Source organism: Pelatocladus sp. BLCC-F211, assembly GCF_041928655.1.
Taxonomy (GTDB): Bacteria; Cyanobacteriota; Cyanobacteriia; order Cyanobacteriales; family Nostocaceae; genus Pelatocladus.
This window is the reverse complement of sequence record NZ_JBHFLM010000174.1, coordinates 1-25,454: the sequence shown is the minus strand read 5'-3', so window position 1 is coordinate 25,454 and position 25,454 is coordinate 1. Positions and strand designations below refer to the sequence as shown.

The following is a 25,454-nucleotide window of genomic DNA, read 5'->3' as shown; positions in this document are numbered from 1 at the left end:
AAACCCAATAATCTATTAAATCAAAAAATGATGGTGCGTTAGCCTTCGGCATAACACACCCTACTGGACTGTCTAGGCTAAAATAGTGCAATAGAAAAAAGTTCGTAGTAGGCGCTGTCTTCGCTGAAAAAACTAAAAATCTAATGCAACATTTTAGATTAGACAGTCCACTACACTACTAAAAAACAAAAAATTTTTTATTGAGTCTTTACTACTGGTTGTAATGGTATTGATTGACCATTCACAATTGGTCTATGAGTTTTCAAATCAAATTTATATCCGTGTGGCAAAATATGCAGCCTTGCTCCACAAATTGCTAAAGGTTCATCTTTCAATATCTCGTCAATATTGTTATGTATTACCTCTGATTCATCTACAATGGTTACAGAGCCTTCTCCAATAACTTCAATTTGGCTGTCAGTGACAACCATCGCGGTATTTTCATCAATACCAAATCCTAGTACAGCAGGCTGTTGCGCTAAAGCTGATATTAACCTTCCTAAACGTCCTCTTTGAGAGAAATGTTGGTCAATTACTACCCCAGGTAGAAAAGCTAAACCGGGACCCATATCTACAATTTCGATACGAGGATTTGTTTCTGAATCGCCTTCTACAATCATGACATCCGGCATGACAGCAGCTCCAGCACTTGTCCCTCCGACTACTATACCTTCAGAAAAGCGTTTGTGAATAGCTGCATCGATTTCAGTATCTTTAAGAATACTAGTAATCCTTGCTTGGTCTCCGCCAGTAAAAAATACTCCTGTTGCTTTACTAATTGCTTCCAAAGCAGTAGATGAAGAAGCATCATCACGGGTTTCTGTATCAATTATGCGAACATCTTCTGCTCCTAGCCGCTCGAAGACTCTTATATAATTTTCTCCTACTTCTCTAGGTAGTTCTGTCGCTGCTGTCATAATCACAATTCGCGCTTTAGTTCCGCCAGCACGACGCACAAACTCCCGGAGAATTTGACAGTCTCCCTCTTTATCTTCTGCTCCCCCAATAATCACCAACTGCCGTTTAGTTTGGCTATCTGACATAGCGCCTCCAAGTATGAGTTAATATCAAAAAATGAGCTAATAATTACTAAATTTTTTAAAAATTAATAATTATTTATCTGGAATCGGTCAATCATACTCCCGTACTGGAGAATACGGGAGTACATCGGTTCAAACCTGAGTAATTTGATGATTTAACCTCGTCCATCTTGAAAAGAGGAGTTTTTCAAAAAGGACATTATGTAGGTTGGGTGGAACGGAGTGTAACCCAATATTAACCAGACTATAATGTTGGGTTTCGCTGTCGCTACACCCAACCTACAAAACTACAGTTCTCAAAGTAGACGTGGTTTAATAAATTTTCTCAGCGATTTTTTGAACAAAAAATCTAATTGACTTGGTTGTTAAACAGCAGATTTACTAAAAAATTGTGTGCTTCTTCCAGTGGTAAATGTCTAGGTTTTCCTTGGAAGACTATTTGATATTCGTTAACATCTGGCCCATCTCCAAAGCCAGAAATTAACTTGCGATGAAAAGCTTCCTCAGCTAGATAGTGAACTTCTTTTCTGAGAGCAGCTTTGGTGAGATTCATAATCTGCTGTCTCCTAAGTTTTTTGATTTTACTTGTTCATTTATTATTTATATGTATTTGGGGATCATATTTCACCCTTCAAAGGTTATAAGTACTTGGGTATATAAAATAATTTGATTTGTTATTTGTTGTTTTTCTCCCTTCCCTTGTCCCCCTTGTCTCCCTTGTCCCCTATCCCCTCACTTTCAACCTTTATACCCTGGGATAGCTCAAAATTTTCTCAATAGCGTTACACTGATTCCTGGATACACAACAACTTTGACAAATTGATTTAGCAGTAAATCTCGGTAAACGCAAATTAGCATCCAGACATCAGAGTGTTTCGTCAAAGGTATATAGCCAATGGTTCAAGATAGAAGTAGCGATGCAGTCCGCATTAATGCTAGAAAAACAGATGCTTTTGATATTTTCAACTTTCAGCACTATATTGGGCCGAACCCTTACTTAAATACGGGGGCGCTAGTATTTGATTTTGCTCTGACAGAGTCTTGGCGATCGCAACCTGTTGCCGATTATCTGGAAATTATAGGCGATCGCTACCCCCAGATCAAAAACGAAACCTATGATTCTCATGCTCAACTGTTTGCGCGTACCGTATCAGAAGTAAATAAGCTGGATATGGATTTGCACCTTGAACGCTGGAGCATCCAACCCAATGGTCGATATACCAGAATCGCTGTCCAATCCCTACACGAAGATACTACACGCTCTGTAGCTTATTTTGTTTGGGATTGGTTTGAAGCGATTACTCGCGAAGATGACATAGAGTTTGAAGAACAATTACGGACGCTGCAAAAAAAATTCCGACTCTCTGCTTATGGTGGCCCCACAATTTACTCCTTATTGCGAACAGCTTCCAAAAAAGCAATTCCTACCTTTCATATATGGGAGGAAAGACTAACACAATACGGTTACGGTAAAAAACAAATTCGCGGTATCGCTACAACATTTGACAGCGATAGTCACTTAGACTCAGACTTTACTACCCGCAAAGATGACTGTAAAGAATTCTTAAAAATCTTAGGTTTTCCAGTACCCAAAGGTGATATAGTTTTCTCCAAAAAAGAAGCTTTGACGGTAGCCAGAAAAATTGGTTATCCAGTTGCAGTCAAACCTGTAGTTGGTCACAAAGGTATTGGTGTAACCGCAGATGTGCGAGATGAAGATGATTTAGAAGCTGCTTATGGTAGAGCAGTCGAAGCGATTCCTGAAAATGAGCCAATCCGGATCATCGTAGAAAAAAGTATTCGGGGTAAAGATTATCGCTTGCTGTGTGTAAATGGTAAATTCGTCGCCGCTACCGAACGCCGTCCAGCATCAGTTATTGGTGATGGCTACTCAACAATTGACGAGTTAATCGAAAAAGAAAATCGTAAATCTGCTCGTTTAGACACACCCACCTCACCCATGAGTAAAATTCAGCGTGATGAAGCGATGGAATTATATTTAGACGAACAGGGTTTGTCATTAGATAGCGTGATTGACAGAGACAGAACTGTTTATCTTCGCAAAGTCGCTAATCTTTCAGCTGGTGGTATGAGCATTGATGCGACACACAATGTTCACGCCGATAATATTATTTTGGCACAAGATATTGCCCAGCACTTCCGGTTAGTTTGTCTTGGGATTGATGTCATTTCCGAAAATCTTTCTCAATCATGGAAAGACAGTGATTTTGCGATTTTGGAAATCAATGCTGCTCCTGGTATTTTGATGCATCTTAACCCGGCAATTGGTGAAAGTGTGGATGTACCTACATATATTTTGGAAACTTTTTTTAGAACAGATGCTGATTCCAGAATACCAATTCTCACCTTTAACCAAATTTCAGTAAAAGAACTGCAAGAAACTATTGATCATATTCTTTTGCAAAATCCAAATTGGACAATCGGAGCTGTTTGTCGCGAAGGTGTTTTTGTGAATCGCTCCGAAAAATATTTGCATCAAAATTATAATACCAACGTCTATACTTTGTTGCGTAATCCTAAACTAGATTTATTAATTGCTGAGTACCAAGATGACATCTTAGAAAAAGAGGGTATGTTCTATGACCGTAGCAATTTAGTCGTGCTGAATAATCCTACACCAACCGAGATGATGTTGATGCGGGATGTCTTGGAAAACTCCACTGTGGTCATTAGAAAAGGAGAGACTATTTCAATTCACCGCCAGGGTTTAATTGAAGAGTATACATTGGGAGAAGATGAACCATTGACTAGGGTTTATTTGAAAGAAATCAGCACTATTTTGTGATTTGATAATTGGCTGTAGGGCAAACTTCAACACGCTTGGTGTTAAGGATTTTGTTACAAAAAAATGCTCTGTAGAGACGTGAAATTACCCTGCGGTAAGCAAGCTACGCTTCTCTACAAAGGATTGTGGGCTGATACACCAAGCGTGTTGGGGCAAATTTGGGATTTCTTCTTCTCAAATATTCCACGACTTCAAATAATCTTGACTATTTCTGGACTTTTATTACCTATTGTGAAAATACCAATCCAGAATACAAGGGATTTTACAAGTATGAAAACTTCAATAAACATCATTTTGGCAGCAGCTTTTGTTGGTACTTTGGGAGTTGTTGGATTAGCACGAGTTGTTTCTGCAAAACAACCACAATCTTTAGTAGCAATTGTGCATCAGCATCACAGCACTACCCAAGTTGCTGAAACTAGTGATGGCGACGGTGAAACCAACGATGATGTACAAGAACAGCAAGAAGCAAATAAACTGCAAATTCTGGCTAAAATTACACCACAACAAGCACAGCAGACGGCTGAAGCATTTGTAGGAGCTAAGGCTAACAGCATTAAACTGGAAAATGAAAATGGCAACTTAGTTTATGCTGTAAAAATTGGTCAGCAAGATGTTAGTGTCGATGCTGGTAACGGCAAAGTTCTCTACACCGAGAATGCTAATCAACAAGACGAAAAAAATGAAGCCATGGGTCCTAAGAGTAGCATTCAAGTTCAGGAAGTCAATGATAGCGATCGCGAAACCAATGATGATGGAAAGTAGAGTAACCATTACCCACAAGCAAGCATTGGAGAAGATTTGAGTAGGTTTTTCCCAAGGTTTGCACAGTCGGTAGTTTATTGAACATAATGAGGATTTAGTAATCTTCACTCACTTGAGATAATTCTGTGTTCATAATCTTGAGTAATACCTAGTTATTTACTTAAGTTTTAAGCGCAATAAACAAGCTTTACAGCAGGTTGACCGAGACTGATTAGTAAGCTCGCCTCAACTTTGCTTTGATTGGGTGCAATTTTGATGAATCCTAGTTTTTGGCTTTTTCTCGCTACGCTGAAGCCGCTACTTCCAATAAATTATCATCGCCCGACGCTAAATAGGAGTAATTAATGAGTAAACTTCCGCAAATCACTGCGTTCTTTTGGATCATGAAGATATGTGCAACCACTCTGGGAGAAACCGCAGGTGATCTTTTATCGATGACGATAAATGTGGGCTATGCGGTCAGTTCGATGATATTGATTGGAGTGTTTTTAGCTACTCTTGTAACTCAATTGATCTCAAAAAGCTATAACCCATTACTTTATTGGACTGTCATCCTTTCAACCAGCACAGCTGGTACAACGATGTCAGATTATATGGATCGGACTTTAAAGCTGGGCTATGCTACGGGGTCTATGATTTTAGTCACCCTCCTCTTGGTTATGTTGGCGTTCTGGCGATTTAGTATTGGTTCTCTATCTGTTACGAACGTCAAAACGCCTAAAATTGAAATACTTTATTGGACAACAATTCTATTTTCAAATACTTTGGGTACTGCCTTGGGCGATTTTCTCGCCGATACTTCCGGACTTGGATTTGCAGGAGGAGCATTGCTAATTTCTGGTTTGCTTGCCTTGGTGTTGGCAGCACATTATTATACTCAAATTTCCGGAGTCATGTTGTTTTGGATTGCGTTTGTCCTCACCCGACCATTTGGTGCAACACTGGGGGATGTTCTAACAAAACCACACGCCAAAGGTGGTCTTGGTTACGGTACTATCGGTTCATCTATAGTTCTTGTGTCAATACTTGGAGTTTGTATCTTGTTAACAACTCTAAAGCATAGAAAAATTGCGGTGGCTAGGCTTTCTGAGGATGAAGAGCATTAGGCTAATCTCAATCTCAAGCGCACTCTTCTAAAAATTTGCTTGACGGAAGTAGAGACGTGATATTACGTCTTTACTTTTTATTTCTAGTTCATAATCTCTGCATTAGTGGATAGTCGAACTGTAAAACAACTACCAACTCCTAATTGACTTGTGACACTAATCAATCCATTATGATTTTGAGCTATAGCTTGGGCAATAGCCAACCCTAAACCAGAACCACCTTCCCAATAAGAACGAGACTGATCCGCCCGCCAAAAGCGTTCAAAAACTTTGTCAATATGATCTGGTGCAATTCCCACACCTGTATCTTGCACTTTTACATAAAGTTGGGAACCAACATGACTAGTCTTGATTTCAACGACACCGGATGATGGTGTGTAATAAAGAGCGTTTTCAATTAAATTAGTAAATAGCCGCGTCAGTTGAACTAAATCACCTTTCAGATAAAGATTCTCTGTCAACTGAGATAGTAACTGAATCCGCTTGGCTTCAGCTTGAGGTTTATAAAGTAGCACCAAGTTCTCTAGAATAGACCTTAAATTCAGAGTATCCCAATTGTGATTCGGAATTTTATCCGTACGTGCCAAGAAAAGTAAATCTTCAGTGAGGCGAGTCATCTGGTTAGTAGCGCTGGTGATCGCCTGAAATTTTTCTACGTCTTTTGGCCCTATTTCTTCTGGATATTCTAGTGCCAAATCAGCATTAATTTTGATTGCCATTAATGGACTGCGTAATTCATGGGAAGCATCAGCAGTAAACTGTTTGAGCCTTTGAAAACTCTCCTCGATTGGCTGCATTGCTTGACGTGTTAGTAAAATTCCTCCAATTCCACTCAGAACTAAAGTCATTATAATTCCACCGCCTAACCCCCAGTCCAATTTTTGTAGGGTTTCATCAAATTCTTCTAGGGATTGACTGACTCTGACATAGCCAACTAATTTACCATTGTCACTAGAAATAATTGGTACAACCACACCTTGGATCGGAACTTTACCTGTTTGAATTTGTACTATTTTGCTTGGTAATAAGGGTAAAGTTAAGACAGTTTGTCCTTGTTGGGCAATTAAATTTCCTTGAGTATCAAACCACTGTAATGCTTGCTGACGAGCAATTAAGTCTTGGGGACGAAAGTCACTTTCAATTGTCAGACGACCTGATTCAAACTCTACATTTGTAGCTGCACCTTGTCCTATAGCTATGAGTTTACCTGTTGTTTGTTTAGTTAAACTGCGAGTAAAAACTACTCGGACTGCGATCGCAAATATTCCCAGCAGTGATGCAAACACAAGCAAGTAAGACAACAACAACCGATATCGAATTTGTCTGAACACATTTTTCTGATAAAGTCAACCGTGACCTAGACGATAACCAATACCATAGATATTTTCAATATAGTCTTCTGAACTTCCAGCCACTCTGAGTTTATTCCGTAAATTTGTAATGTGAGTTTTTACACTTCCTTCTCCACAGGACTTATCAAATTCCCACAGTTTATCAAGGATTGCCGAACGAGTAATCACTTGATTTGGGTTTCTCAAAAAATATTCTATAATCATGTATTCTTTAGGAGTTAAAGACAGAATATTTCCTGCATAAGTAACCTGTTGAGTAGCCGGATCTAACTGCAAATCACCGTGGATTAAAATCGGTGGACGAATTTCTTGACTTCTTCGAGCTAAAGCCCGAATGCGTGCTGCTAACTCTTTGATGTCAAACGGTTTGACCAAATAATCATCAGCACCAGCATCGAGTCCAATAATTTTATCATCTGTTGTATCTCGTGCTGTGAGTATTAAGATGAGAGTTTTGTATGAAGCACCACGTAAACGCTTGCATAAAGCAACCCCATCTAATTTAGGAAGCATTAAATCTAATAAAATTAGTTCGTACATTCCTGATTGAGACCATTCCCAACCCTCAATTCCATCCCCTGTTATATCTACGATATGGTGTTGGCGTTTTAAATACTCGGCTAATGGTCTAGCAATGCGATCGTCATCTTCAACTATCAAAATTCTCATAATGACACGCTTCTAAGTTGTGATACCCAAACACTGTAATATTGCGATAGGCTGCGAAATCTGGATATAAAAGCGCCATTGTGCAATACTGGGTAATGTTTTCGTGTGACTCTGGTTCAAATTCCCAAAAATAAGGATATATAACTGAATAAATCATTAGCACTCCTGTTTATTGGAGAGCTTACCAATGCTTTACTTTCTCCAACGCCTTGTCTTGATCATACTTTGTCTAACTTTCCTGGTTGCCTGTGATTTTTCAATTCCGCAGTCTCCAACAACAGAGACATCAACAACACAACGCCGTACAAAAGAGGCTTTGCAGTTACAGCAACAGGGACTGCAACAGTTCAATCAAGGTAAGTATCGCGAAGCTTTAGCTAATCTTGAACAAGCTTTAGCTATTTTTAAAGAAACTGGGGAGCGTCAAAACCAGACTACTACGCTTAAATATATTGGGCAGACTTACGAGAAATTGCGCGAGTATTCCAAAGCCCTAGAATATGATCAGCAAGCTTTGGCGATCGCGAAAGAAACTGATAACAAGACTGAGGAAATGGAAATTCTCAGTCACATCGGTGTAATTTACTATAAAACTGGTGTTTACACCAAAGCCCAGGAACTTTATCAACAAGCTTTGGTGATGGGTAAAGAAACTGATAATATGCAAGCCCAAGCAGAAATTCTTCACGAAATAGCTTCTCTTTTGGAAGCACAGCAAAAACCAGAGTTAGCGATCGCCTTTTACAAGCAAGCAATTAATGCTTTGGAGGAAATGGACTTTGATTCCAAACGATCCCCACAACAACCACTTCAGCAGTTTGATACAAACAGGTTCACAAAAACTTTTCGCCATCTAGCTGATTTGTTACTCAAGCAAAACCGTATAGTAGAAGCACAAGCAGCAATTGACTCGCTCAAAGTCCAAGAACTAGATGGTTATCTCAATAATGTCCGAGACAAAACCAAAACACCACAACGGATGGAATATCTGCAACCAGAACAGCAGATTGTAGATAAATTCAACCAGGAAATTTCTGTTGTGGTCAAACAGGGTAAAGAACTAAGTGAATTACAAAAGATTCCCGAAAAAGATCGCACCACCCAACAAGAGACACGCAGAGAAGAACTTGAAGCTGCTCAAAGAGAAACTTTAAAAGATTTTCTCAGATTTAGCGATAGTCCAGAAGTCATGGCTCATGTTCAAGAACTCAACCGGACTACTGGTGGTGAAAATCTTAATCCTAAAATCCTCAGACGTCTGCAAGACTTTATTAAGCAACTAGATATAAATGCGGTTTTAATTTATCCTCTAATTCTAGAAGACCGCTTGGAATTAGTTTTAGTCACTCCCTATACACCCCCAATCCGTCGTTCTGTGACTGTAAAACGCCAAGAACTAAACCGCACAATTGAGGAATTTCGCAACGCCTTAGAAAATCCACCCAAAGATGCGAAAAAAGCAGGACAGAAACTTTACAATTGGCTAATCCGACCGATTGAACCTGCTCTCAAAGAAGCTAATACAAAAACCATCATTTACGCACCTGATGGACAGTTACGCTACATACCCCTAGCAGCGCTTTATGATGGTAAAGAGTGGTTAGTGCAGAATTATCGGGTAAATAATATTACTGCTCTTAGTCTCACCGATTTAAAAGAACGTCCACAGAATTTGAAGATATTAGCAGGTGCTTTTACGCGGGGAAATTACGATATCAAAGTTGGTAAGCGTACTTTCAAGCTGGGTGGATTACCTTTTGCGGGGAAGGAAGTCGAAAATGTGACGTCAGCGTTTCCTGGTTCAGCAAAGTTAATTAATTCAGAATTCACCGAAAAAGAAACTTTAAAGCTGATGAGCAATTTCCCCATTCTCCATTTTGCCACTCATGCGGCTTTTGTGCCGGGTGCGCCGGATGAATCTTTTATTTTGTTTGGTGATGGTAATGCGGCGAGTTTTCGGGATTTACGATTTTGGAATCTTTCTAACGCTGATTTAGTGGTATTAAGCGCCTGCGAAACTGGTTTGGGAGGAGAATTAGGCGATGGTATAGAGATTTTGGGATTTGGCTATGTGATGCAAGAAGCAGGTGCAAAAGCTGCGATCGCTTCATTGTGGGAAGTTTCCGATGACGGTACACAAGCACTGATGAATGCTTTCTACGCCGCACTCAAACAAGATAAACTCAGCAAAGTTGCAGCTCTCCAAAAAGCCCAATTATCATTAATCGATAGTATTTACAATCATCCCTATTACTGGTCAGGTTTTATTTTAATTGGCAATGGGATGTAATAGGGAATAGGGCAATACGGTTCAGTTAAGGCTAAAAACTAAAACTAGCGTAGGTTGGGTTTCGTTCTTCAACCCAACATTATCAAGGCTTTGTTGGGTTTCGCTTGCGCTCAACCCAACCTACATTTCTTCTTAACTGAACCGTATTGGGGAATAGGGAACTCTTAACGGGGAACAGTTTTTTGTTTTCTGTTCCCTTTGGAGTATTTACTTTTATAAATTCAAAAAATAATATCTATTTATAGCTACATACTAACTTGATTTTTTCTTGAAGAAAGATTTAATAAAATCAAATTTTAACTAATTTTTATCAATTAATTAAGTCACTCATAAACTGTTCTTAACTACAAAGAATGTAGTTTTATCTCAGGTTGAAATTTCAGCATAAATTTGGTCATTCAATCTGAGGAAATATGAATTTTTCTATCAGCGTTTTTAATCGTATAGCTACTACTTCAGTGGTGACGACGGCTGTTGCGTTTGGGCCATTTTTTGCAGCGATCGCCCAAGCCCTAACTCTGAATGGCGCAGGCGCAACCTTTCCTGCCCCATTGTATGAGAGATATGCCCGTGAAATCAAAAAAGACATGCCAGACATGAAAATTAACTACCAAGGTATTGGTAGTGGTGGCGGTGTGAATCAAACAATTGCTGGGACTGTTGACTTTGGTGCTAGTGATGCTGCAATGACCGATGCTGAAATTGCTAAAGTCAAGCAGGGAGTAATTTTAGTACCTACCGCAGGTGGTGCAGTTTCTGTTGTTTATAATGTTCCGGGTGTTAGCGACCTGAAATTATCTCGTACTACATTACCAGGTATTTTCTCTGGTCAAATTACTAAATGGAACGACCCGAAAATTAAAGCAGATAACCCTGGTGTTAATCTCCCAAATCTACCAATTAAAGCTGTGGTTCGTGCTGATGGTAGTGGTACAACTTTCATTTTTACTAACCATTTAAGCAATATTAGTGCTTATTTCAAAGGTAGAATTGGTACTAGTAAATCTCCAAGTTGGACTATCTCCAACGCCCTCAAAGGTAAAGGAAACCCAGGTGTCGCTGCTTTGGTAGGTCGTACTGCTGGTTCGATTGGCTATGTAGAGTATGAATACGCCAATAAAAATAAGCTCAAATCAGCACAAATACAAAACAAAAAAGGAGAATTTGTAGCTCCTTCTTTACAAGCTGCAAACTCTGCTCTTTCTTCTGTCAGCTTCCCCAGTAATTATCGCGTTTTCGTTGGCGATCCTGGTCAAGGTTATCCCATCGTTGGCTTAACTTGGATTATGGTTTATAAAAACTACAAAGATCCTGCTAAAGCCCAAGCTGTGAAAAACTTTGTTAAGTGGGTTCTGACTAAAGGTCAAAAGTTCAACGATGATTTGAACTATACTTCTATTCCCTCTAACGTCGCAAACGATGTCATTAATACTGTAAATAGCAGTGTCAAGTAATTGATTATTTGCTAATTTAACTAGGATATTAGTTAGACATTTAAACCCTGTAGAGACGTTGCACTGCAACGTCCCTACATGACCGAATTTATGACTAAAAATCCTTAACCGAGAGTATTAAACCATCAACCAGCAATCAACAATAAATGACGAATTCATCTGGTTCAATCTATCAAAATGACCCTCAACAACCAAAGAAAGTTGATCCTAGTATTGATATTACAATTATTGAAGGGAAAAATTACCAAATAGACCAAGGTTTTACTTGGATAGTTTATACTTTTGCGGCTTTAACAGTACTTGTATTATTTTGGATGAGTTGGGTTATTTATGATCAGGCTCATCCTGCGATTGTGAAGTTTGGATTTGGGTTTTTCTGGAGCCAAGATTGGGATGTACCCAATAAACTCTTTGGTGCTTTACCTTATATTTATGGAACTTTAATTAGTAGTGCGATCGCAGTTTTATTAGCAATCCCAGTCGGGCTAGCAGTTTCTTTAGTAACAAGCGAAGATTTTCTCCCAGAATGGTTGCGAGCAACTTTAGCTTTTGTTGTTGAATTAATCGCAGCAATTCCTAGTGTGATTATTGGATTATGGGGTATTTTTGTTTTTATTCCCTTTATTGAACCCCTACAAAAATGGCTAGCAGTTAATTTTAATTGGATACCATTATTTAATACTATAGAGCCTTCTGGATTAAATATATTAACTGCTGGGATTATTCTTGCCATTATGATTTTACCAACATTAGCTGCAATTTCTCGTGAAGTATTGCTAGTAATCCCAAAAGAATTACGCAGTGCATCTATGGCTTTAGGTGGTACACGTTGGGAAACTATTTTTAGAGTATTATTACCAGCAGGTTTTTCGGGAATTGTCGGTGCAACAATGTTGGCATTAGGGAGAGCCTTGGGTGAAACAATGGCTGTCACAATGGTCATAGGAAACTCTTCTATTATTAGCACTTCCTTGCTTGATCCCGCTTATTCAATTCCTGCGGTATTAGCCAACGAATTTGCAGAAGCTGAAACTGGATTACACGTTGGTTCTCTCACATATTTAGCTTTAATTTTATTTGCCTTAACTTTAGCTGTAAATATCGGCGCTGTCTTATTAGTACAAATAGTTGCTAGCAAAAAAAATTAGTACAGACGCGATGAATCGCGTCTGTACAATGCTCATTGGTCATTGTCTCCCTTCCAATCCCCAATCCCCAATCCCCGATCCCCGATCCCCATATGAAAAAAAAGGAATCTTTAGCAGCAGAATTATTAGCTTCTTTACCCTTAAAACGGTTGTTATTTAATAATGGCATGACTGCGATCGCTTTTATTTTTACAGGTTTAGCATTATTGCCTTTGTTATCAGTTTTATGGGAAATTATAGTCCGGGGTACTGCTGGACTAAAACCAGAAATGTTTATTACGTCAGTGATTGATAATGGATTTGCCAATGCAATTGTTGGTACTTTCACAATGGTGGCGATTGCTGCATTCATCAGTATTCCCATTGGGATTGTCACAGGTATATATTTGGCAGAATTTAGCCAGGGAACAAAAACAGCAAGTTTTGTTCGCTTTATCACCACGATTCTGACTGGCGTTCCTTCTATTGTTGTGGGCGTATTTGCCTACAGTGTGATAGTTTTATTAACAAAATCATTTAGTGCGATCGCAGGTGGTTTTGCTCTTGCAGTCATCATGCTACCAATTGTTATCTTAACAACCGAGGAAGCACTAAAGTTGATTCCTGTTCCTCAGCGTCTAGCATCAGCAGCTTTGGGAGGAACTCGTTTTCAAACTACTTTTCGAGTTGTAGTTTCTGCTGCTATACCTGGTATAACTACTGGTATATTATTAGCTATAGCTCGTGCCGCAGGTGAAACAGCACCCTTGCTTTTTACCGCTTTATTTAGCCTAGATTGGTCGCAGGATTTATTCAGTCCCACAGCATCACTATCTGTCTTAATTTTTAACCTTTATAATGATCCATCACCAGAAAAAAACCAACTCATCTGGACTGCATGTATAGTATTGTTAGCTTTAGTTTTATTTACTAGTATTATTTCCCGACTAGTGATTAACAAAAGAAGAAAAAATAGGATACGTTAGACGGAGATTAGAAAGTATTGAAAGTATTAATATTATATACTAAAATAATAGTAATCATAATTAACTCTAGGATTACTATTTATTTTTTGAATATAAATGAGTACAGTTTATATTAATAGTTCCCTAGCTCAACTAGTAAGTTCATAAACAAAATTTTATTCCTATATCTAGATATCAACTAGTCAATGATGAGTAAATTAGTTCCAGCCATTACAGTCAAAAATCTTAACTTCTACTATAGTAATATCAAGGCACTTGAAGGAATATCAATAAATATTTATCAAAATCAAATTACAGCTATTATTGGCCCTAGCGGCTGTGGTAAATCTACTTTTATTAAATCTTTAAATCGAATTGCAGAATTAGAAGGGGAAATTCGGGTAGAAGGAAAGCTGGAATTTTTTGGTCAAAATATTTATGACCGTCGTGTGAATATTAATCGCCTGCGTCGTCAGATTGGGATGGTATTTCAAAAACCGAATTTATTTCCCATGAGTGTTTACGAAAATGTTGCTTACGGCGTTAAAATCGCTCGATGGTGTCCAAAAACAGAATTAGATGAAATAGTTGAATCAGCAATCAAAGCTGCTGCTTTGTGGGATGAAGTCAAAGATAAATTGCATAAATCTGCTTTAGGACTTTCGGGTGGTCAACAACAACGGCTGTGTATAGCTCGTGCTTTAGCAGTTAAGCCAAAAGTTTTACTCATGGATGAACCTTGTTCAGCTCTTGACCCCATTGCAACTATGAAAATTGAAGAATTAATTCATAGTCTGCGTGGAGAGTTAACAATTGCTATTGTCACCCATAACATGCAGCAAGCGGCTCGTGTTTCAGATTTTACAGCTTTCTTCAGCACTGATGAAAGTCGTATTGGTCAAATGATTGAATTTGGAGCAACATCACAAATCTTTACTACAGCCCTCGATGAACGCACTCGCGATTATGTATCAGGGCGTTTTGGGTAATGGGTAATGGCTTTTGCTACGAGTGCGATCGCTGGAAGTCTAGCGGTGAAACAGAAGAATTAGCTCAATAACATATGATGAACAAAGAAGAATAAGCGTAGAAACAAATATTTAAAGCTTTTTTTCAAACTTGGAAGTCTTCGGATTACTAGCTCTAACTTCCTCAATTTGACCAACTTCAAAAATCAAGGTGAAATGTTGACCCATTTCTTTTGCTAAAAATTTTTCTATATGATACAATTGTACTATAAAAGAAAATAATTGAGTGTGTGATGGGAATTTACTATTTTTCCTAAATAAATGCACACTGGAAAATTGGTGTTGCATGTTTACGGGATGAATTAATTTTATCTATTAACAAAGAATTAACTTATTAGCTTCGTGGGCTTAACTTATCCCTCATTTTTGCAATGTCCAAATAATTTTTCCTCTACCAATTCTAACATTTTATTGAAATTCATATTTAAGTAAACCAGGGTAGGTTAGTTATGGCAAAAAAATCTGCCAAAAATCGTGTCATGTCTTCTCAACCTAGCAAACGCATATCTGGAAAAATCAACAATAGAATTTCTCTATTGGATCTGCTCAAACTTCTAGAATCAAATCGCCATAGCATCATCCTCAACCTTAAACATCTCCAAGCAAATTATCAAAGAAAAGGTGTCAAAAGAGTTCAAGGTTATAGGAATGAAAAAGGCAATATTGTTAAGTCTTGGCTGACAACACAATATATCGACAATGGTGAGTATGTTGGTATGGGTACGTTTGAACTTAACCAGAACACAGCCAATATCAACATGCTGATTACCCGCAAAGTCAGACTGATCAAAACAGAAGAACAAACCCCCATTGGTGAAGTTGCAGGTTTATTGGTAAATGACCTCAATAGCTTTAACAATTACACCATTGTTAGTGAAGGCGAAGTCAATGTCAAATCACTACAAGTTAAAATTAGCAACAAAAAAACCTTTGATTTACTCAAAGCAAAAGGCGTAATAGAAAACGAAGAGTATGATTTTCGCTGTGAATATACTATCAGATTAGATAATTTACCCCTTGTATCTCCTGATAGACATTACAGCATTATTGACGATGTATTCTATCAAGTTGCAGAAGCGAAAGTACTTATAAGTATCATTTCTGCACTTTTGAAAAAAGAGTCAGATATCTTTATCCCAGAACAGTTAGAAGAGTTAAGAAAGCATTATCTTTCCAAACATCTGAACCTCAATTTTCCGACAACTAACGAATACATCAACATTAAACAAGCTCTAGCTAGACAGAATATCGATACACGCATTAGCTACAAAATTGATATTGGTAGTCAAGAGATTCTGAATCTAAGTAAACTCCATTCTGCTAACAAGTTTCTCGATAGAATGTATGAAGTTTATTACAAAGATACTGGAGAAACTATCTTCAAGCCTAGCTTCTATCTGATGTTTCATGAAAATATTGCTTTTAGACACAAGCAATTGTCGTCCCGGATAAAAATTACTCCCGTGGATGAATTCATGAAACCAATTTTTGATGATTTTCTCGGACTAGATAACAACGGTATTGTTGCTAGTATTCTCACAAAAATTGGTGCTGATAATTTGGCACAAATTTTGCAGGAACAACGTGATGGTCAAAGCATAAATAAAAATGCTCTGATCGAAGCTCTATTTAGTGCAAATGCCAAATTAGAGGAATTTACCTCAGCAATTTACCGTGAAAAAATTAGTCCTTTGGTATTGTATATTGGTTCTACTGGACTGTTACCAAAAAAAATGAAGGCAAAGCCAATTACTGCGGAAGAACTTGCTACAAAATATCCATGTTTGCAGTTTTCCAAAGATGAGAAAGAAGGCAGATTTTTTCTAATTGGTGACAGTATTATTAGCGTATATGCAACTAGGGAGTATTATAGTAAAACCTATGTACCACATTAATCCCACAAGTTTGTTTTCCGGTAGAGCAACAGATGATGCTCTGTATGATTGACACTCCCCGGTCGTGCATACGCGGGGATTCTTGGTTCATAGACTCGCCGTTAGACAGCAGGTTTGCACCAACTGCCCTTTGATGTGCAAATCTCCCCAAGCGTAAGTTCCGGTATGCCCTACCGTACTGAGTCCTAGTCTCAAAATATTGATTGCTGCGTTGACATCTCTGTCTTCTACGTACCCGCAATGAGGGCAAACATGAGTCCTGGTAGACAGAGATTTTTTCACCTTCTTGCCACAGTTAGAGCAGTTTTGGCTTGTGTTGTGAGGAGGAACAGCAACTGTTACCTTCCCATATTTATGACCAAAATATTCTAACCATGCTCTGAAAGTTGACCAACCAGCATCAGATATTGATTTAGCCAGATGACGATTACGTACCAAACCCTTGACATTTAAGTCTTCATAGGCTACCAAATCGTTAGATTGGATGACGGAGTATGCAACACGCTTGCAATACTCTTTTCGTTGCCTACTTACTCTTAAATGCTTCCGAGCATATCGTATCTTCGCTTTGTAATAGTTGTTAGATTGCCGAAGTTTTGCCTTCTTTTTCTGGGCGCTGAACTTCTTGGATTTTTTGCGGTTAGCTCGATTTAATTGCTTTTCAGACTTACGGTAAAACTGGGGTGATTGTTCTACATTGCCTTTGTTATCAGCAATGAAGTATTTCAATCCCAAATCAATACCAACTACTTGACCAGTAGGTGAGCCACTATGTTGCGCTTCACCCGCGCAACGTAGTAAGTGGCGTTGTGTTTCAACTTTGACATCAACATCAATTGCAAATTGAGCGTAATACCCATCTGCACGACGCACCAACCGAACACGCTTAATCTGTTTTAGTTGATAGTAGTTTAAATCGTAGGTTCCCTTTAGCTTAAGAGTTCCTATTCCTTTTTTGTCCGAGAAAGTTATGACTTTGCGAGTTCCTGAAAGCTTCCATCCTGACGTTTTATATTCAACAGAACGGCAATTCTTTTTGAATTTCGGAAATCCTTTTTTACCTTTGACTTTCTTTTTGCAGTTATCGTAAAACCGACTAATTGCACTCCAAGCACGTTCAGCAGCAGACTGTCTAGCCATTGAATTGAGTTCGTCAGCAAAAGGAAATTCAGCAGCTAACACCGCACAATATTTATTTAATGCGTATTTATCAACCTTCTCAACTTTGTTGTCCATCCAATAACGCAAAGCTTTATTTTGAATAAATTGACTAGTACGAATAGCATCATCTATTGCACGATATTGCTTGTCTTTCCCTTTGATTTTGAACTCGTAAATTATCATTGATTCGACCTAATCAACTACACCATTATGCTAACATATAGGCATAAAATTTCTGTGAAAATACTTAAAAGATTGTGTCACGGGATGCTTTAGCATCCGCAAGCGGCTTTCATCCCTTGGATACGGCGCAAAAAATAAGCCCAGCCTTCTGAGTTATTCAATGCGCCAACAGTGCCAATCGCAGGGTTTATTAAGGCTGGGCTTATTTTCAAGCCAGATGAAACCCTTGTCTAAAGCACGGAATTCGTTGCTATGCAACTGTTCCTCAAGGGTTTTCAGCCTGCTTTCCTTATAATTATCTTCAGTTTGTAGTGAGGACTAAAGTCCTCACTACAAACGAAAATTCAGGATTATCAAATACTAACTAAGCTTTCGCCTTTTTGCTGCTCAATATTGGTTATTAATTCTAAAACTTCTTGATATTTTGTGGTGTTTCCTTGTTCTAAAAATAGACTTGCAGATTTCTTAAAATCTTCTATAGCCCCTAAAGAGTCTTCCTGATTATAGCGAGTCACACCTCGGTTGTAGTAGGCAAAAGCTTCATTGGGATTAAGGCGAAGTGCTTGGCTATAGTCTTCTATTGCTCCTTTGTAATCTCCCTGTTCATCGCGGACATTGCCTCGACCCACATAGGCAAGGGTATCATCAGGATTGAGGCGAATTGCTGTGGTGTAATCTTCTATTGCTCCCTTTTTGTCTCCTAATTGATTGCGAGCCAAACCTCGGTTGTAGTAAGCAAGGGTATTACTATGATCAAGACCGATCGCAGTATTGTAATCTTTGATGGCTCCTTGGCTATCTCCCAAGTCATAGCGGCTATATCCGCGATTAACGTAAGCAACAGCATCACTAGGGTTGAGGCGAATTGCAGCGCTGAAGTCGTTGATCGCTCCTTGTTTGTCTCCTAAATCGTAGCGTGTATAGCCCCGGTTAACATAAGCGATCGCATCATCAGGGTCAAGTTTAATAGCTGCGGAAAAAGCTGCGATCGCGCCTTCTAGATCCCCTTGACTATATTTATTGACTCCTTGATTGTAGAAGTCATCAGCTTTTGTGGTTATGGTTTGCTCTGTTTTCAAAATACTTGTCATCTGTGTCGCATTAGCTGGTGCTACAGATGCATTCATAGTAAATATTGCTACACCACAAAACCCCAAAACCCCTGCCAATAGTTGACCTGATAATGCTAATTTCATTTTTTATAGTAATTAATTTAGTTGCTCTATATATTCCTACACTCTTAGGAGTTTTGTTTACGCAATTTTTTTGTAAAACTATGTGAAGTTTAAGAAATGCGGGATTGGTTAAAATTTTTAGTGATATCTTGGGTGATTTTCGTAATTGCGATTATTAGTGGTGTATTGATCTTGCAAATGAACCTACTCACCTACACCCATGATTAAATCTCATTATTCAAAATTCCCGATTCGAGTTCGTTGGAATGCGATACTCCCAGGAGGGAGTCGCTCCGCGATCGCCCAAGCAACAGTCGGCTTATTGTGCTTGTCTTCACCGTTACTTCTCACCAGCGCTAGTTGGGCGCAGCAAGCAAATGGACAAAATATTAAAGTAACTTTACCCCTCAACGGTAATTCTCAACCTGGTGCTAATCTTGGTGCTGCGGCTGTACCAGTACTCATTCAGGTTTTACAAGGTAAACAAGCACCATCAGGCTTTGATGCAACTTCTGCAATACCCATTTTAATACAAGGCATACAGGGCAATAATCCTCAAATACGCTCAGATGCTGCGGCTGCGGTTCCTGGTATTATTCAAGCTTTGCAAAATCAAAATCCTCAGCTACAACAACAGGTGCAACAACTAGGTCAACCAAACGCCCAACCAAATAACCAACCACAAGCTCAACTCAATAATCAGCCTAAAGCCCAATCAAATGCAGGTAGATGTTTTGTGTCAAATCCAGGATCTGTTGTCCCAGCACTGATTGGAGGTTTGCAAAATCAGGACGAATTAGTTCGCTTTTTTGCTGGTGCGACTCTTGGCTGTCTTGGCGATCAAGCCAAAGGTGCAGCCCCTGCTTTACTTACTAGCTTGACAGATCCAAACCAAGCTGTGCGCTTAGTTGCAGCCTTTGCTTTAGATAAAGTCGGTGTTGGAATTCAGCAAGCAGCTAAGACTTTATCTGCTGGGCAATTAAGTCAATTAGTATCTTCGTTTAGCTCTAGTCTTGGTTTTTTAGCTGACCCATTAATTAACTTACCGCAAAATGTGGTTAACTCTTTGTTCAACACCTCACCAACTCCTCAACAAGTTCAACAACCTGTTCAACAACCTGTTCAACAACCCGTTCAACAACCCGTTCAACAACAAATTCAACAGTCCAGATAAACAAAAGCGCACTACCAAACCCTCACCAATAACAAATGACAAATGACAATTGTAGAGACGCGATTCATCGCGTCTCTACCAGTAACGATTAATCGCGTCTGTTACCTCACAGAAAATGCTTCGCTGAATCTGCGAGTTACGGGTTCTAAAATGAAAGTTAAAATTGACTTTTTACGGGTGACAATTTCACCATTAGCACTCATACCTGGTGTAAAGGCGACTTCTTGACCTCGCACTATTAAAGAGTGTTTATCTAATTTAATTCTTGTCGGGAAAACTAAACCTAATTCTTTATCAACAATGGCGTTGGGACTGACTTGAACAACTTCTCCATCGACAACGCCAAATTCTTGAAACGGAAAAGTTGCCATTTTGACTTTTGCTCTCATCCCTTCGCGAATAAAACCAATATCACGGTTGAGGACTTTTACTTCTAATAGCAATTCTTCTCCATCTGGCAAAATAGATAGTAATTCTTCACCAGATTGTACAGGGCCTTTGGTCGCTTTCACTCTATAGACAGTCCCGGAAACAGGCGCTGCAATTGTTTCTAACTGTCGCTGCTTTTGGGCTTGATCAAGTTGACCTTGAACGTTGTTTAGTTCTTCTTTACGCTTGTTAATTTGGGTCAAAATTTCACTTAAACGTTCTGAAGCCAAACGTTGTGCTTGACTGCTAGCAGCTTGATAGGCTGCTTGTGCTTGGAGAATTTCTTGCTTTTGAGCATCAATATCTTTTTTTAAAGATATGACTTTATCTTGAGCTTCTGTAATTTTATTTTGAGCGTTGGTGACTTCATCACTGGCTTTGGTAATTTCTGCTTTGGCACGATTGAGCCTGTCTTGTGCTTCGAGATAATCTATTCTAGGTATGGCACCAGAATTATCAAGAGTGCGTAATCCTTGTTCTCTTTTTTGCGCGATCGCCAAGCTACTGACAGTTTTTTCTCTAAGACTTTTGGCGTTGACGAGGTTAGTTTTGGCGTTAGCAAGACTAGTTTGAGCGTTAACTAAATTATCTTCCAGCCGAGTGAGGCGGACTTTTGCTTGTTCGATCAACGCTTTTTGACGATTTGCTTCTGCTTCTGCTGCTACTTGACGCGCTTTATAATCTTGTAGACGTGAGGTCAACAATTGATCTTGCAGTTGTGTACCTGCGTTTGTTGCTCCCGTGCGTTCTGCATCCAAACGCCGTAGGTCTTCTTTGATTAAATTAGCAGATTTGCTCAGGCGTACAACATCAGATTGCTGTAAATCTGGGTCACGTTCAACTACAACTTGACCTTTATTGATGCGATCGCCTTCTTTGACTTTCACAGCTAAAATCGTGCCATTTCCCAAAGATGTAATCGGTCGTACTTGGCTAGAAGCAATTAACTCCCCGGTAGCTGTCGCCACTTCATCTACCTGGGAAAAATTAGCCCATGCGATCGCCCCAAACACAACAACACTAATTGTTCCTGCTAATAATCTTGTATATAAAGGCGGTAATTCTTGCACCGCTTTACCCAACTCATAAGAAAGTTGTTCATCCGGTTTAGCAAATCTTTGTTTAGTTTGACGTGCTTGAGTAGCATTTGCAGCTAAAGAGTATCTCATAGAATTTTTGATAGGTAGGGAATTGGGGGAGTGTGGGGAGTGTGGGGGGACAAGGGAGAGAATAACACCAATGACAAATGACAAATGACCAATGACCAATGCCAATTAAACTGCTAAATAACGCCTTAAAAAATGTTCTAGGGTTTCCAATTCAAAACCGAAAATCGTTTCTAAGTTAGCAATCTCTTCAGTTGTACAGAAAAATTCGTTTGCTAGCAATGTGCGGAAGGTTCCCAAATTTTGTTGGGCTTGGGGATTCATAAAACCCAAGGCTCCACGCAATCCATCAATCATAAATAGTGGCGGATTAATGATAATTGGTTCTTTGTTAAAGATGCGACCGAAAATTTTGGGAATATCTTCTCGTAATAAAATCTCTGGCCCTCCCACTGATAAAATTTGATTCCGAGCGCGTTCGTTTGTCACAGATTCGACAACCATTCTTGCTAAATCGTCTGTACTTACTATCGAAGTCCGGTTTTTGGGATCGCCAATTAGCAAATATACCCCTGTTTCCCGAAATCGTTCGGCCAATGGCAGCAAGTTAGATGCTAATCCAGCTGGACGTAAAATAGTGTAATTTAAGCCACTGCTTTCTAAATATCGTTCTACTGCTCGTTTCGCCTTAAACACCGGAGCATCTTCATACCCCCGGTTGGCTCCTAATACAGAAATTAATACAAAATGTTGCACTCCATTGACTTTTGCTTGGTCAATAAGTTCTATATTGGCGCGATAGTCCAAAGCTAAGGGATTGCCATCAGAACCGTGAGTGCTAATAATGTACTGCACACCTTGACAAGCTTTGTGAATATCCTGTGATTGTTCTAAATCACCAATAAAGATGTCAGCACCTCGATGTTCTAACTCACCATAACGCGAGGTGAGGCGAACAAATGCTCGAACTGACATTTCGCGATCGCGCAGCAGTCGTACGACACGACGACCAATTCCTCCAGAAGCTCCTGTGACTAGAAACATAGTGATTTTGGATTGAGTGTAGGGGATTGAGGATTGGGAAATAACTAATGTTTTCAATATAGCGCTAAGGTTTAAAACCCTTAGCTAATAGCACAACTCGTCTAAAGACGACTCAAATCATTTAATTTGCACATTTTATAAATCAAACAGTCTGCTTAAAGCAGACTTGAGCTATGAGACTGCGATTTCAATCGCAGGCGGGTTGGAACCTACGACAATTTATATGTAGATATAGATATTGCAAACAGCATCTATGCTGTTGAGCCGTTATTGAGACAAATATACTGATAATTAAGTAAGTCGGTGGAAATAAACATAACTATATTACGAAAAGTAAACATGCCTAGAACCCTTACCAATGATCAATGACAAAGGACAAATGACGACCCCAACGAGTTAGCTTTATTTGTGCCGACTTATTTATAGAAACTTAAATAAATTAAAAAAATGCCTAAATTCGATGGTGCTAAGTGGAAAAAAGTATCTGTAAGTCTTCCCTTTGGTATTGGCTCCGCTGAATGGGAAGTTGACCCAACTGAGCGACGGGCTGCATGGTCGCTGTATGTGGAACTTGTAACACGCATTGCTGTTCAGCCTTTGGATACTAATGAAGGATTAATGCGCGAGGCTCTCAATTCTTTATATAGCCTGTTTGGCACAACACGAACAATCCTTAAAGAAGCTGGGCCTGATGTTGGTGCATCTCACGATTCAGTCGGGGGAATTGCAATTGCAGTGTTGAATTATGGTTTGCGCCCTGTCTTGGCAAAATGGCACCCAATATTACAAACATGGGAAGCCCAGCGTCCACCACATCTGAGTCCACAAGAGCATGAGCGCAATTGGTCTGAGGAACCAAAATTGCGGGTTGAGTTGGAGTTGTTAAGGAGGGATTTGGAGCAGTATGCAGATGCGTTAGCGGTTATTGCGGGTGTGAAGGAGTAACAAAAGGAAGCTATAAATGAGCAACCAACCGCAATTTGATGTTTTCCTAGCTCACAATAGTCAGGATAAGCCAGAAGTTAGAGTCGTTGCTGCTGCACTAAAGTGGCGTGGTTTGGAAGTGTGGATTGATGAAGAGCAAATTCGTCCTGGGCAAATTTTCCAAGTTGAGATTCAAAAGGCAATTCGGAATGTTAAAACTGCTGTTATTTTTATTGGAAAACAAGGTTTGGGTAGATGGCAAACTATAGAGTTACCAACGCTCTACAGTCAATTTGTACAAGCAGAAAATGTCACTACTGTAATTCCTGCATTACTACCAGGTGTTAACGAAATACCAGACGATTTGCTCTTTCTTGCACAGCATCATTGGGTAAACTTTGCTAATGGAATAGATGATGTTGAAGTGTTGTATCAATTGGAATGGGGGATTACTGGACGCAGACCAAAGCAAAAACTGGAGCCAAATCAAATACTTCAAGCTGATGTCGTCATTCAAGCCGATGACCTCAGTTCTGAGAAGGGAGTAGACTACAGGCGATTGCGAAATTTACTAGTAGCAGGTAAGTGGAAAGAAGCGGATCAGGAAACTTTAGCTGTCATGCTCAAGGCTTCTGGTAGAGAAGCGGAAGGTTGGCTTAATATCGAATCCATCAACAATTTTCCCTGTACTGACTTACGCACCATTGACCAACTTTGGGTAAAATACAGCAATGGTCGCTTTGGCTTCAGTGTGCAGAAGCGCATTTGGGAAAGCGTCGGGGGAAATCTTGATGCTGACTATGAAACGTATTGTAAGTTTGGCGATCGCGTAGGATTGAAAGTGAAAGGAAACTGGATTGATTACCCAGGCAATGTAAATTTTAGCACTTCAGCACCAGAGGGACACCTCCCCTTGGTTTTTCCGGTAAATTTGAGAAGGCTGAAGAGTCGCGGCGGCTATGTGTGTGCATCTTTTCTCGCGCAGAGACTTGTAAAGTGTAGCATTTAAGCACTTTAGACATTTATAAATATTTGTAACTGTATGCTTTTCTACGAAACAATCAACATTTGCGAGATCCGATACCTGGCACTGGCGGCAGATAGCAATTTGCCTGAATGAACTTTTCCGCTACCTCCTGCACCTCAGTACTTTCTGTTACTCCTTGCTTGTCCCAAGGTAAACTCAACTGTCCTGGTGACTTTTTCCCTTTGCCTTTATTCTTCATTGATGGTAAAAAGCGACTACCCCAATGATTTCTTCTCTCTGGTTTCGCCTGTGGACGATATTTCTTGCAAAATCCTCGGTATCTATAGCAACCCTAAATGAGTTATGAAAATTGCGAGGCCACAGATCCCCGACTTTTTCAAAAAGTCGGGGATCTTTGTTGTTCACGAATAATTTAAGTCTTAAGGTTAGAACATGAAGCCTTAAGGTTACAACATTAAGGCTTAAGATTAAAGCGATCGCTGTTGACTGTGAAGTAAAGGTGCGATATATTACCAAAATGCTTTCTCATTTCAGTAATTCACGCATTCATAACAGCGATCGCTCTCAAAAAAATCACCAATGCTTTAACGTTGGTAATTTAACGGGCGTCTCCATTGGAGACTCATGTCAAATGTAACCGTTCAGGGGGTAGAAGAGAGATAGCCAAAAATGAAGCTCAAAATCTGATAAATTAAGTGGAATGGAACACAAGTGCGCCAATCAGCTAGAGCAGATATCCCAGGAAGATTGGGGAAGAACTCCAAACAGCGTCA

At 39.4% G+C, this 25,454-nt stretch carries 20 protein-coding genes and 2 pseudogenes; 12 read left to right on the top strand and 10 right to left on the bottom strand.

Going from position 1 to position 25,454, the window contains the following annotated elements; translation table 11 throughout:
• Positions 1–197 precede the first annotated feature (197 nt).
• On the bottom strand, positions 198–1,043 hold the full coding sequence (locus ACE1AT_RS21530; RefSeq protein WP_374872027.1) for a cyanophycinase: 846 nt from the start codon (positions 1,041–1,043) through the stop codon (positions 198–200).
• Between the two features lie 346 nt (positions 1,044–1,389).
• Entirely contained in the window at positions 1,390–1,593 is a 204-nt protein-coding gene (locus ACE1AT_RS21525; RefSeq protein ID WP_374872025.1) for a hypothetical protein, read from the bottom strand.
• A 342-nt stretch (positions 1,594–1,935) separates the two neighbouring features.
• Here ACE1AT_RS21525 and ACE1AT_RS21520 point away from each other — a divergent pair, with 342 nt between their 5' ends.
• The 3 genes from ACE1AT_RS21520 (at position 1,936) to ACE1AT_RS21510 (ending at position 5,717) form a co-directional block, all read left to right on the top strand.
• Positions 1,936–3,846, top strand: a complete 1,911-nt coding sequence (locus ACE1AT_RS21520) for an acetate--CoA ligase family protein (protein WP_374872023.1) — start codon at positions 1,936–1,938, stop codon at positions 3,844–3,846.
• Positions 3,847–4,116: 270 nt separating this feature from the next.
• On the top strand, positions 4,117–4,611 hold the full coding sequence (locus tag ACE1AT_RS21515) for a PepSY domain-containing protein (protein ID WP_374872021.1): 495 nt from the start codon (positions 4,117–4,119) through the stop codon (positions 4,609–4,611).
• Positions 4,612–4,955: 344 nt separating this feature from the next.
• Positions 4,956–5,717, top strand: coding sequence for a hypothetical protein (locus tag ACE1AT_RS21510; protein ID WP_374872019.1), 762 nt, complete (start codon positions 4,956–4,958; stop codon positions 5,715–5,717).
• Between the two features lie 83 nt (positions 5,718–5,800).
• Here ACE1AT_RS21510 and ACE1AT_RS21505 read toward each other — a convergent pair whose 3' ends face one another.
• Both ACE1AT_RS21505 and ACE1AT_RS21500 read right to left on the bottom strand, forming a co-directional pair.
• The gene (locus tag ACE1AT_RS21505; RefSeq protein ID WP_374872017.1) at positions 5,801–7,048 is read right to left on the bottom strand and encodes a sensor histidine kinase; all 1,248 of its coding nucleotides are present in this window, start codon (positions 7,046–7,048) and stop codon (positions 5,801–5,803) included.
• Positions 7,049–7,063: 15 nt separating this feature from the next.
• Positions 7,064–7,738, bottom strand: a complete 675-nt coding sequence (locus ACE1AT_RS21500; RefSeq protein WP_374872015.1) for a response regulator transcription factor — start codon at positions 7,736–7,738, stop codon at positions 7,064–7,066.
• Positions 7,739–7,925: 187 nt separating this feature from the next.
• On the opposite strand from ACE1AT_RS21500, the gene ACE1AT_RS21495 reads away from it, so the two are divergent.
• From ACE1AT_RS21495 to pstB, 5 genes are all read left to right on the top strand, one after another.
• Positions 7,926–10,028 carry a CHAT domain-containing protein gene (locus ACE1AT_RS21495; RefSeq protein ID WP_374872013.1) on the top strand — a complete coding sequence of 701 codons (2,103 nt, stop codon included), beginning with the start codon at positions 7,926–7,928 and terminating at the stop codon, positions 10,026–10,028.
• A 413-nt stretch (positions 10,029–10,441) separates the two neighbouring features.
• Positions 10,442–11,482 (top strand): phosphate ABC transporter substrate-binding protein PstS, encoded by a 1,041-nt coding sequence (gene pstS, locus ACE1AT_RS21490; protein ID WP_374872011.1) that lies wholly within the window; start codon positions 10,442–10,444, stop codon positions 11,480–11,482.
• Positions 11,483–11,628: 146 nt separating this feature from the next.
• On the top strand, positions 11,629–12,630 hold the full coding sequence (pstC, locus tag ACE1AT_RS21485; RefSeq protein WP_374872009.1) for a phosphate ABC transporter permease subunit PstC: 1,002 nt from the start codon (positions 11,629–11,631) through the stop codon (positions 12,628–12,630).
• A gap of 92 nt (positions 12,631–12,722) precedes the next feature.
• Positions 12,723–13,595: a phosphate ABC transporter permease PstA gene (gene pstA, locus ACE1AT_RS21480; RefSeq protein WP_374872007.1), complete on the top strand. Its 873-nt coding sequence runs from the start codon at positions 12,723–12,725 to the stop codon at positions 13,593–13,595.
• Between the two features lie 185 nt (positions 13,596–13,780).
• Positions 13,781–14,563 (top strand): phosphate ABC transporter ATP-binding protein PstB, encoded by a 783-nt coding sequence (gene pstB / locus ACE1AT_RS21475; RefSeq protein ID WP_374872005.1) that lies wholly within the window; start codon positions 13,781–13,783, stop codon positions 14,561–14,563.
• 111 nt (positions 14,564–14,674) lie between these two features.
• On the opposite strand, the pseudogene ACE1AT_RS21470 reads toward pstB, so the two are convergent.
• Positions 14,675–14,806, bottom strand: a pseudogene (locus ACE1AT_RS21470) (TIGR00341 family protein); the annotation flags it as partial.
• A 245-nt stretch (positions 14,807–15,051) separates the two neighbouring features.
• On the opposite strand from ACE1AT_RS21470, the gene ACE1AT_RS21465 reads away from it, so the two are divergent.
• Positions 15,052–16,497, top strand: a complete 1,446-nt coding sequence (locus ACE1AT_RS21465; protein WP_374872003.1) for a hypothetical protein — start codon at positions 15,052–15,054, stop codon at positions 16,495–16,497.
• A gap of 67 nt (positions 16,498–16,564) precedes the next feature.
• Here the strand turns inward: ACE1AT_RS21465 and ACE1AT_RS21460 are convergent.
• Together ACE1AT_RS21460 and ACE1AT_RS21455 are read right to left on the bottom strand one after the other, a co-directional pair.
• A pseudogene (locus ACE1AT_RS21460) lies at positions 16,565–17,841 on the bottom strand (RNA-guided endonuclease InsQ/TnpB family protein); the annotation flags it as partial.
• A gap of 353 nt (positions 17,842–18,194) precedes the next feature.
• On the bottom strand, positions 18,195–19,037 hold the full coding sequence (locus ACE1AT_RS21455) for a tetratricopeptide repeat protein (protein WP_374872001.1): 843 nt from the start codon (positions 19,035–19,037) through the stop codon (positions 18,195–18,197).
• 199 nt (positions 19,038–19,236) lie between these two features.
• Between ACE1AT_RS21455 and ACE1AT_RS21450 the strand changes: the two genes are divergently transcribed.
• The gene (locus tag ACE1AT_RS21450) at positions 19,237–20,190 is read left to right on the top strand and encodes a HEAT repeat domain-containing protein (protein ID WP_374871999.1); all 954 of its coding nucleotides are present in this window, start codon (positions 19,237–19,239) and stop codon (positions 20,188–20,190) included.
• A 101-nt stretch (positions 20,191–20,291) separates the two neighbouring features.
• On the opposite strand, the gene ACE1AT_RS21445 is transcribed toward ACE1AT_RS21450, so the two are convergent.
• Positions 20,292–21,788 carry an HlyD family efflux transporter periplasmic adaptor subunit gene (locus tag ACE1AT_RS21445; RefSeq protein ID WP_374871997.1) on the bottom strand — a complete coding sequence of 499 codons (1,497 nt, stop codon included), beginning with the start codon at positions 21,786–21,788 and terminating at the stop codon, positions 20,292–20,294.
• A gap of 105 nt (positions 21,789–21,893) precedes the next feature.
• Positions 21,894–22,769: an SDR family oxidoreductase gene (locus ACE1AT_RS21440; RefSeq protein WP_374871995.1), complete on the bottom strand. Its 876-nt coding sequence runs from the start codon at positions 22,767–22,769 to the stop codon at positions 21,894–21,896.
• Between the two features lie 447 nt (positions 22,770–23,216).
• Between ACE1AT_RS21440 and ACE1AT_RS21435 the strand changes: the two genes are divergently transcribed.
• Together ACE1AT_RS21435 and ACE1AT_RS21430 are read left to right on the top strand one after the other, a co-directional pair.
• Positions 23,217–23,714 (top strand): hypothetical protein, encoded by a 498-nt coding sequence (locus ACE1AT_RS21435; RefSeq protein WP_017311876.1) that lies wholly within the window; start codon positions 23,217–23,219, stop codon positions 23,712–23,714.
• 16 nt (positions 23,715–23,730) lie between these two features.
• A complete protein-coding gene (locus ACE1AT_RS21430; RefSeq protein ID WP_374871992.1) occupies positions 23,731–24,702 on the top strand; it encodes a GUN4 domain-containing protein in 972 nt (323 codons plus the stop codon).
• Positions 24,703–24,754: 52 nt separating this feature from the next.
• On the opposite strand, the gene ACE1AT_RS21425 is transcribed toward ACE1AT_RS21430, so the two are convergent.
• Positions 24,755–24,919 (bottom strand): hypothetical protein, encoded by a 165-nt coding sequence (locus ACE1AT_RS21425; protein ID WP_374871990.1) that lies wholly within the window; start codon positions 24,917–24,919, stop codon positions 24,755–24,757.
• Between the last annotated feature and the right edge of the window lie 535 nt (positions 24,920–25,454).